This window comes from Microcoleus asticus IPMA8, from assembly GCF_013179805.1.
Lineage (GTDB): Bacteria > Cyanobacteriota > Cyanobacteriia > Cyanobacteriales > Microcoleaceae > Microcoleus > Microcoleus asticus.
Genome location: NZ_SRRZ01000077.1, coordinates 26,339 through 35,015, shown reverse-complemented (window position 1 = coordinate 35,015; position 8,677 = coordinate 26,339). Strand labels below are relative to the sequence as shown.

Annotated in this window: 7 protein-coding genes; 5 read left to right on the top strand and 2 right to left on the bottom strand. The window is 44.1% G+C overall.

Annotated features, from left to right (window positions below; translation table 11 throughout):
* The first annotated feature begins 279 nt into the window (after nt 1-279).
* The 3 genes from E5S67_RS32590 (at nt 280) to E5S67_RS19935 (ending at nt 2,287) form a co-directional block, all read left to right on the top strand.
* Entirely contained in the window at nt 280-426 is a 147-nt protein-coding gene (locus tag E5S67_RS32590; protein ID WP_216670600.1) for a hypothetical protein, read from the top strand.
* A gap of 242 nt (nt 427-668) precedes the next feature.
* The gene (locus E5S67_RS19940; protein WP_172190149.1) at nt 669-1,118 is read left to right on the top strand and encodes a TonB-dependent receptor domain-containing protein; all 450 of its coding nucleotides are present in this window, start codon (nt 669-671) and stop codon (nt 1,116-1,118) included.
* 53 nt (nt 1,119-1,171) lie between these two features.
* Nucleotides 1,172-2,287 carry a PepSY-associated TM helix domain-containing protein gene (locus tag E5S67_RS19935; protein WP_172190147.1) on the top strand — a complete coding sequence of 372 codons (1,116 nt, stop codon included), beginning with the start codon at nt 1,172-1,174 and terminating at the stop codon, nt 2,285-2,287.
* Nucleotides 2,288-2,337: 50 nt separating this feature from the next.
* Here E5S67_RS19935 and E5S67_RS19930 read toward each other — a convergent pair whose 3' ends face one another.
* Together E5S67_RS19930 and E5S67_RS19925 are read right to left on the bottom strand one after the other, a co-directional pair.
* The gene (locus E5S67_RS19930; RefSeq protein ID WP_246276883.1) at nt 2,338-2,865 is read right to left on the bottom strand and encodes a Uma2 family endonuclease; all 528 of its coding nucleotides are present in this window, start codon (nt 2,863-2,865) and stop codon (nt 2,338-2,340) included.
* A gap of 51 nt (nt 2,866-2,916) precedes the next feature.
* Nucleotides 2,917-6,258: a bifunctional diguanylate cyclase/phosphodiesterase gene (locus E5S67_RS19925; protein ID WP_172190146.1), complete on the bottom strand. Its 3,342-nt coding sequence runs from the start codon at nt 6,256-6,258 to the stop codon at nt 2,917-2,919.
* A gap of 332 nt (nt 6,259-6,590) precedes the next feature.
* On the opposite strand from E5S67_RS19925, the gene E5S67_RS19920 reads away from it, so the two are divergent.
* Nucleotides 6,591-7,169 (top strand): hypothetical protein, encoded by a 579-nt coding sequence (locus E5S67_RS19920; protein ID WP_172190145.1) that lies wholly within the window; start codon nt 6,591-6,593, stop codon nt 7,167-7,169.
* 365 nt (nt 7,170-7,534) lie between these two features.
* A complete protein-coding gene (locus E5S67_RS19915; protein ID WP_172190144.1) occupies nt 7,535-8,572 on the top strand; it encodes a M20/M25/M40 family metallo-hydrolase in 1,038 nt (345 codons plus the stop codon).
* Nucleotides 8,573-8,677 lie beyond the last annotated feature (105 nt).

Genomic DNA, 8,677 nt, shown 5'->3' with positions numbered 1-8,677 from the left:
CATCTAGCTTTGCAACGCTTGTGAATATGACCAAAGATCCAGAAGATCCGGCTAAATTCAATCCTTGGTGGGGGACTTATTGTGGTGGTGGCAAAACAAAATGTGGCAAAGGAGAGTGAGTGACGTGGTTTTTCTCTCTAATATTTTGCACGGCCTGAAAGCTGAGCAGTGCGAAGTAACGCTAACAAAGGCATTTTAAGCACGGCGCGAGGGCGGACGCATTTGGCCTCCGCCAACGCTCTTAGAATGGTTAACTCAGAACTGAACCCAATACCTGCTATGACCATTAGCTTAACAGAGGCAGAGTCCCGGGAACTGTGGCTCGAAGCCAAACAAAACAGCCTACAAATCCTGTCACTGGAGCCGCTTGAGATGATTTGTGAAATGCCCCCACAACTGGGTATAGACAAAATCGCGATGATTTAATGACACAAGCTACTATACCAATCAACTGGGCATTTATCTTCCAGATCGAATTGCAATTACCAACAATCTCAAGCTACTGGCAGGTTTGGGCTACGATCTATTCCATCAATTAGCAATCTTTAGACAGTACGGTTTCGACTCTAACCTCCCTGACCAAGAATTTCTTGATGGTACCCGCCACGTGATTTATCCGTGGAATCAATCCAAAATCTAAAATCTAAAATCCTCAAGCCCCCGAATTTATCCGTGGGGTCAATCTAAAATCCAAAATCCAAAATCTAAAATCGAATGACCTTTCGCAAAATCCGAGTGCCGTGACACCTCGATTTGGCGTTGTCTATCAACTCATCCCAGAGCTTTCTCTTTACGCCAGTTACTCGCGCTCATTCAAGCCTAACAATGCAGCAGATGGCAATACCGGTACTCTGCTGAAACCCGAAAAAGGGGAAGGATTGGAAGTAGGCGCGAAAACCGAATTGCTTGGAGGTAGACTATCAGCTACTCTGGTATACTTCAACATCACCAAACAGAATGTAGCGACGAGCGCTCCAAGCAATCCCCTTGGGTTTTCGATCGCTACGGGTGAGCAACAAAGCCAGGGGGTTGAATTTGACCTATCAATTTACAGTTCAGCGAACGGTTTCCGTATAGTTTTGATGGCTAATTATCGCCGTTCAAAAGCTCAAAGCTAGTGTCATTAACATACCGCTAAATACGTTTTTTATCTAAATAAGGAGTGAAAATTATGAAAGTTCGCCAACAAATAGTAACAATACATGGTGCGATTGGGATCGCAATCGGGCTATTACTAAGTATCATTAGTTTGACAGGTAGCGCCATTGTCTTTCACCAAGAACTCGATCGCAGAATTAACCCATCTTTAATGCGAGTTGTTCCCCAAGCAAAGCTAGTATCCCTTGATAAAATAGTTGCGCCAGTTCAAGCTGCTTATCCTGACTTTCCTCTAGAGTCGATTCGCTTTCCTCAAACGCCGGATGGCAGCTATCAGGTAACAATAAAAGCCAAAGACGGGGAAAACCTAGATACATTTGTCAATCCCTACACAGCTAAGGTTTTAGGGGCGAGAAAATGGGAGAGATCGCTAATGGGATTTCTCTACAACTTTCACTACAAATTAGCCATTGGTCAAGTTGGATCGGTAATTGTCGGCGTGACGGGTTTGCTATTTTTACTAATCGTAATTACAGGGACAATGTTGTGGACTGGTTGGCGAAAATTGAAAAGCGGCTTTACAGTTCGCACAACGGCGCCACTACCGTTATTAAGTTACGACATCCATCAAGTCGGAGGCATTTTATCAAGTACATTTTTACTGATTATGGCTGCGACAGGTGCCATGCTTTCAGGCTTCGTCCTGCTATTTGCATTCAATCAACCTCCGCAAGTTGCAAAAGTATTACCTCCTGCCAAACAACCCGTAGCTTTAAGCGAACTTTTACGCAAAGCTGATGCAGCTATGCCGGATGGAAAAACGACTTATGTAGTTTTTGACGAACATCAACCTGAAAAAATTACGGTTAGCAAGCAACTTCCTCACGAGTCAATTCGATTTGCTTTGAGTAACGTAGAACTGAACCGATACAGTGGGAAAGTGTTGAATGTCAATCGGGTTGTAGAACCGCCACCTCTGTTCAAGTTTATGATTGCGATCGGTACTCTTCATTTCGGTCTTTTCGGCGGAATTTATACTCGCATTCTCTATGTATTCATCGGTTTTATACCCACCGTTTTATTAATCACTGGTTTAGTGAATTGGAAACGCAGACGGTGGCTGATGGCAAGACGGGAATCAGCATCCCAATTGCTTGCTGATGAAACTCAGTCAAATCGGCTTTCTTAGGATAATTTATCAAGCTTGGCGTTAATTTGTTTGCTGGGATTTTTACGTATTTAACGCTTGTGAGAGAAAGGGGTCAACAATCCAATACTCCGGGATGCCACAGGCGGAGGACTGAGCTCGTTTGCGTTGGCGAAGCCCTCGAAGAGGATTGTAGTCCCGTTTCCGACTCTGCCGGGACTGACGACCTTAACTACCAACTGAGGGGCAGGTATATTGAGGGTGAAAGTCAGGCTGTTTGCTGCCGTCAGGGGGATGTGCTCTGCGGTGAGAATTACCAAGTCGAGATAGCGGTTAGCTGCATCGCCAGATCGCAACATAGGAACCTGGATTTCGCAGTTATGCGTTTTGATGAGCCGCCAGGGGGTGCCAACATTAACTAGCACCAAAAATAAATAGTTGGCAATGGCGGTATTGGGTTCTGATTCTGGCGGCCGCGCGATTAACTCTCCATCAGTCAATTCGTAGCTGTTGTCGGTATTGTCTTCATAGCTGAGGTATTCCTCGAAAGTTAGTTTTCGCTGGTTGATTTGGATCGTGACACTCTCCTTTACTCGCGCACTTAATATACTTTCATACATAAAATTAAACATTCAATAATCTTAAAGCCCGATCGCCCTCACCGATAAGTATCATGCAGTTTTTACTTGTCGCAACTGAGAATTTACCAATAGCTTGCTAGCATCATTAGCTGATAGTGGAGGGCTGAAATAATAACCCTGAATTTCTTGACAGTGGAGCGATCGCAAACACTCCAACTGCTCTTTAGTTTCTACTCCTTCGGCTACCACACTCAAGTTCAAATCTCGCCCCAGGGTCGCTACAGCATTGGCGATCGCCCGTTCGCACGGATCTGTCGTCAGTTCGCTGACAAACGACCTGTCTATTTTTAAGATATTCAAGGGAAACTTTTTGAGATAATTTAGAGAACAATAACCCGTGCCGAAATCGTCCAGCGCAATCTGCACTCCCATATTCTGCAACTCCCTCAGAACAGTTGTGGTATAATCCACATCTTGCATTGCTGTAGTTTCGGTAATTTCTAACTCTAAATACTTGGGTGCTAAACCTGTTTTTTCCAAGCAGTTCGCTACCATTTTTAATAAATTAAATTGCTGGAACTGCCGAGCCGAAACGTTGACTGCTACCCGCAAATCTGGCTGCAAAGCATCCTGCCAAGCTTTATTTTGAGTGCAGGCAGTTTGCAGCACCCATTCGCCAATGGATACAATTAGTCCGTTCTCTTCGGCGATCGGAATAAATGTAGCGGGAGTAACTAAACCTAATTCTGGATGTTGCCAGCGCAGCAGGGCTTCCATACCCTGAATTTTCCAAGTAGTGATGTTGACTTTTGGCTGGTAGAAAACCTCAAATTCTCCCTTTTCTAGAGCCTCGTGCAGCCTGTGTTCTATAGTTAGCAACTGGCTGCCTTGGGGATTAATTGTTGAAGTATATAACTGATAGTTATTTCTTCCCTTTTCTTTAGCGCGGTACAAGGCGGCATCGGCATTTTTGACTAAAGTTTCGGCATCTTCACCATCATCGGGATAAAGGGCTATGCCGATGCTGCTGCTGACATGAAACGCCTGTGCTTCTAGTTTAAATGCTGGCTTTAAATTGTTGAGTATTCTTTGAGCTGTTTTAACTGCATCTTCTAAGCAATTGATGTCGGGAAGCAGTACGGTAAATTCGTCGCCTCCCCAGCGGGCAACCGTGTCAGTCGATCGCAAAGTGTCGCTGATGCGTCCGGCAAAACCTTCTAACAGGCGATCGCCCGCCGCGTGACCTAGTGTATCATTAATCTTTTTGAATCTGTCCAAGTCTAAAAACATCACAGCTAGCATTTTTTTTGTTGTTTTAGCTTTTTTTAATGACGCCAGCAGCCGTTCGTTAAAAAGTATCCGGTTCGGTAAACCGGTGAGTTGGTCGTAAACAGCTTGATAGCGGATAATTTCTTCAGCTTGCTTGCGCTGAGTGATGTCCATCATCGTGCCGATCGCCCTTACTGCTTTCCCACTTTCATTGCGGATGATATACCCGCGATCGAGCACAAAAACATATCCCCCGCCTGCACGGTGGAAGCTGTATTCCTCTGACCAACATTGAGCGTCTGAGTTCATTGCTTCATTGAAGCTTAACATCACTTTGTCTCGTTCTTCAGAATGAATATTTAGCCACCAGGATTCTAATTCTATCGTCTGAGTTTCGTTGAGTTTATATCCAAAAACGTTTTCAAACTCTTTACTCAACCAATACTCATTTTTTAATAAATCAAAATCCCATACTGCATCATTGGTCGCCCGCGTCAGCAGGTGAAAGCGTTCTTCGCTTTTGCGCAGCTTGTCTTCGGATTGCACGCGTTCCGTTACATCCCGAAAGCTGAATACTCGACCAGTAATTTTGCCTCCCGTGCGCTGTGGCAGCGAGTAGCGTTCCAAGATTCTGCCATCTTTAAATTCGATGATATCGAAACTTTCTGCTGCCGGGCGATCGGACAATTCTTTAGCGCGGTTGAGAAAGATTTCCGGGTATTTTAACTGGTTGATTCCGAAACCCAAAATTTGGTTGTTATCTCTCAAATCGAGCAGGAAATCTGGCAACCGCCACATTTGGGCAAACTTACGGTTAAAGCTGACAACTTTTCCTTGGCCGTCAACCGCCAGAATGCCGTCTGCTGTTGATTCAATGGTTGCCTGAAGCAAGGAAATAGATGTTTCTAGTTCTAACTTTGCTAATTTGCGATCGCTGATGTCAAACGCTGTAATTAATATTGACGTTTTTCTCTCAAATTTGATAATATCTACAGTTGCTTCAATCCAGCGGGCTTCTCCGGTTTTCGTGAGAATTTTTATTTCATATTTTGAGCCGGCGCTTGCTGGTGGCTGGCTGCATTTACCCCAGTTTTTAACTATTTCTATAAAATCTAGATGAATTAAGTCGTATAAATCCAACCCTAGCAATTCTTTGCGAGTATATCCAGTCAGAGCTTCTGTCTGAGAATTGACATAGCGCAACTGTCTGCCGTGATAGATCAATGCTGCTGCATTAACAGTTTCTATCAGTTGCCGAAACTTTTTTTCACTGCGCCGCAAATTTCTTTCAGCCCGCTTGCTGTCGGTGAGATCTTGTGCTATATACAACTTGCCGCTGACCTCGCCTTTGCCGTTACGAATAGTTGAAATTGAAAGCAGTACAATTACTTTTTTTCCATGTTTAGAAAGGTAGACTTTTTCGATGTTGCAGACAGAAATTGCGGTTGTTAAATTTGTTGATTCTAACTCGGGCGTAGGTGATTCAGTCTTATTAAAAAGTCCGGCTATTGGTTTGCCTAACAACTCTTTTTTAGAGTATCCCAAAAGTTTACAGGTAGCTTGGTTTAACGACAGAATATGACCGCCCGGGGTGGTCGCAATTATCGAGACGTTCATTTCCTCGCAAATATCGAGGGCATATTCGGCAGTTTGCTGCAAATCTTGGGTCATTGTGGTAATAGTATCCCAGATATCCTGTTCTTTTTTTGAAGGCAACACTTTTTTTCCTTCTGGTAACTTGTCCTTCCCTGTTTCAGACTTCGTTTTGATTAACCCGCTCGCTTTGGATAAGATATTTACTCTATTCGTCCTGATTAATAAGGAGATTACTACAGAAATAAAAGCCAGATAAGCGATTATTTTTAACTTAAAACTACGCTCTTTTTCAGGAATTTCCTCAGATTGTATAAAATTGTTGCTGGGTAAATTTACTGGTTCCATGTGGGATAATTTACCTAAAAATAAGTCGGCGCTTACAGAAGCAGGAGGGCGAGATGCCGATCGCAAATAGCTAAATTTCTCAGGCGCAACCAAACTTTCTCCTAGAGCGCGGCCGTCTCTATCCCCTACACTTGCCAGCAATATTTTGGCATTAATGCAACATTCCACACAAAAAATAGCAGCAGTTAAAGATGCCAAAATTAATCGATATCTAATTTTCATTTGCTCCTGTTCCTAATGTTAAATAGATGCTTTTGCGCTGAAAAAAATCTGAAAACACTCGCTCTTAACTTGAGGGAAACAACAAAACATATCCAACGTTATGGGCTGAATTTGATTTTACAACCAAATATTGGTGTTCGTAAATAATTATCATTTTAATCTTAAGTTAAAATGTGTCATCAGCCATTGTGCCACAAATTCTCAGCCATTATGCTTAGACACCGGCCCTAAGCGCGCTAAAATTAGATAATTCCTCCAAGGAAGCGGCTGGGATTGGTTATAAAAATAAACAATTAGCTTAAAATCGATGCAGACACCCACTAATTGAACCAATGAGTCAGACGATCCCAGAACTCCAAAAAGAAGTCCGCGCGCTGCAAGCAGAAGTTGCCGCCCTGCAAGAGTCGCGGGACCAACTTAGCGTACAGCGCTCTGAGTGCCGAGTGGCAGTCAGTTTTCCCAAGAATAATACTCCTGAGGCCATTGCCGAGTTCCACCAGCAAAATGCTGCTTTTGGGGAGCAGTGGTTGCAGCAAATCCAGGAGATTGACCGAGAGACTAAAATTATTGAAAAGCAATTGCAACAAAAACAGGCTGTACTCAATTACAAACAAGGTGAATTAGAAAACTTGCTGGCTGGACAGCACTGGCAAGAAGTAGAAAACGACGTTCAAACTGGAGAAAAACGATTGCAAGCACAAGCTCGCAGAATCAATCAAGCAGCAGCGCAGCTAGAGGCAGAGATCCAAGGTTTAAAAGCACTGTACGATCAACTCAATCCCAGTTATTCCGAGTGGTTTCAACAACCCACTCAAATAGTTGAATTTTCTGCAAAAACTATTCCTTATGCTTTCCCCAGCAGCAGCGGGTTGATATTGGAAAATAAGGAGATTGAATGGAAAAAAAATTAGTGTTAAACTGTGAGTTTTAAAGGAAAATTAGTAGGGTTGGATGTCGCCGTCGAAGGCTCCAATAAGCAAGATATTCGACGGCGAAATTCACAGGTTTTTACCTAGGTTATTGTCTTGCACTCAAAAAGTATACAACCTGGTTCTGCCTTAGCTGTAGCTAATGTTAAAAAACTTGAGTCTCATTTTTTGAAACAGGTTTATTTTTAACTAGGGTGTCAATATAAAATATAAAATCTAACAGTCCTGGACGCATCAACTGGGTTGTACGAAAAAACTTCGTTGCAGCCCTGGCTCCCTCTAAAAAACGCGGTTTATGAGAGTGAGGAGTGCGTAAGCTTTGTCTAAAATCTCAAATAGACTTACTGATGAAACAATTGATTTGGATAGCGCTATTTATTCTGGTTGCGGTGACGGTTGCGGGTTGGGGTTCTTACTCGTGGCAACGGTTGTCGGCTGTACCCGAAGTTTCGATAGATCGCAATATCCACACTTCCCAAAACCCTTCTCCCTTACCACTTCCTGCTGAGAAAGATGCTTTTTATTTGCCCCAAATTGAGCCGTCACGGTTGTGGAAACACGTCGAAACTTTAGTAGGAGAACGCGAGGGAGAACGATCTCGCTCTTTTACTAGAGACTACATTTCCAAACAACTGCAAACATTAGGATTTGCTCCAGATTTGCAGCGGTTCGATCGAGGAATCAACGTCTTCGCCGAGAGAAAAGGAACTGACTCAAACGCAGGTACAATTTTAGTCGCAGCACACTACGATACTGTGCCAAACTCCCCAGGCGCTGACGACAATGCGACGGGAGTTGCAGTAGTTTTAGAAGTAGCAAGATTGCTGGGTTCTCGCCCCACACCTCGGACATTGCAAGTAGCATTTTTCGACAGGGAAGAAATCGGACTTTTAGGCAGTTTAGCATTCACCGGTAGCGAGGCGCGGTTAAAAAATTTGCAGGGAGCGATCGTCCTCGATATGGTAGGTTATGCGTGCCACACGCCCGGATGCCAGCAATATCCCGAAGGATTGACAGCGCAACCTTTTCTAGAAGCATCGGGGGTAAAATCTCCCGACAAAGGCGAGTTTATCGCTGTGATTGGGGATGCGGAACATCCGCTGCTGTTGAAAAGTTTTGCGGAGTCTGGAAAAGCCGATTTGCCGCCGGTGGTGGCGCTGCCGGTTCCCCTGAAAGGGTTGCTGACTCCCGATGTTTTGCGGAGCGACCACGCGCCTTTCTGGTATAAAGGAATTGGTGCTGTGTTGGTGACGGATACTGCAAATTTGCGATCGCCCCACTATCACCAATCTAGCGATACATTAGCAACTATCGATCGACCTTTTTTCGCCGGTTCTGCTCAAATTGTTGTTAATGCTACTGCTAAATTACTGGAAATTCGGTAATTGGTAATCTACTTCTTACCAAGCTCTACCTGGTAACGCTGCTCCGGAGGCTCTGCCTCCGATTTTCCCACTCAAAGCAAGCGAGGCAGAGCCTCTGGACATCGG

Excerpts from the sequence above, each read along its gene's own strand:
- E5S67_RS19915 (WP_172190144.1), top strand. The coding sequence starts at position 7,535 with ATGAAACAATTGATTTGGATAGCGCTATTTATTCTGGTTGCGGTGACG.
- E5S67_RS19920 (WP_172190145.1), top strand. The coding sequence starts at position 6,591 with ATGAGTCAGACGATCCCAGAACTCCAAAAAGAAGTCCGCGCGCTGCAA.
- E5S67_RS19935 (WP_172190147.1), top strand. The coding sequence starts at position 1,172 with ATGAAAGTTCGCCAACAAATAGTAACAATACATGGTGCGATTGGGATC.
- E5S67_RS19925 (WP_172190146.1), bottom strand. The coding sequence starts at position 6,258 with ATGAAAATTAGATATCGATTAATTTTGGCATCTTTAACTGCTGCTATT.
- E5S67_RS32590 (WP_216670600.1), top strand. The coding sequence starts at position 280 with ATGACCATTAGCTTAACAGAGGCAGAGTCCCGGGAACTGTGGCTCGAA.
- E5S67_RS19930 (WP_246276883.1), bottom strand. The coding sequence starts at position 2,865 with ATGTATGAAAGTATATTAAGTGCGCGAGTAAAGGAGAGTGTCACGATC.